The sequence below is a fragment of the Tenacibaculum sp. L6 genome, assembly GCF_028823685.1.
Lineage (GTDB): Bacteria > Bacteroidota > Bacteroidia > Flavobacteriales > Flavobacteriaceae > Polaribacter.
Genome location: NZ_JAPEHZ010000198.1, coordinates 1 through 486, shown reverse-complemented (window position 1 = coordinate 486; position 486 = coordinate 1). Strand labels below are relative to the sequence as shown.

Below are 486 nucleotides of genomic sequence, written 5' to 3'. Positions count from 1 at the left end.
GATCAACTGGTGTTGTTATTTCAAATGTCTTATTTACAACACAATTTCCTGAACCTGTATCTGTAACTCTAACCGTATACGTTCCTACTGGAGTAGTCACTGGTAAAGTAAAGTTATCGCTTACTCCTGTTCCTGCAACTATAGTTCCTGTTACAACATTTGGTGTTGTTGGACTATCAACTTCATAGGTATAACTTCCTGTTCCTGAAATAACTTCAATAGCATACTCTGCACCAGCCGCACAAGTTAAAATGCTTACTGGAGTAATATCAAAGTCTAAATTTGGATTAATTGTAATATTTTGAGTTGAAGGAGAACATCCATTTGAATCCTCTAATGCAACCGTATATGTATCTGCTACTAAACCTGTGAAATCAAATGGACCTGATCCAGTTAAAGTAAAACTTGATCCTAATGCTCCTGTTAACGTAGCTGTGTAGACTCCAGTAGTTGCTCCTCCAGCTGGTATAGTAACTGTAATTACTC

Annotated in this window: 1 protein-coding gene; it reads right to left on the bottom strand. The window is 37.0% G+C overall.

Going from position 1 to position 486, the window contains the following annotated elements; genetic code table 11:
• Positions 1-486 (bottom strand): hypothetical protein (locus OU788_RS12700; RefSeq protein ID WP_274635494.1); only part of this gene is annotated, 486 nt, incomplete at both ends.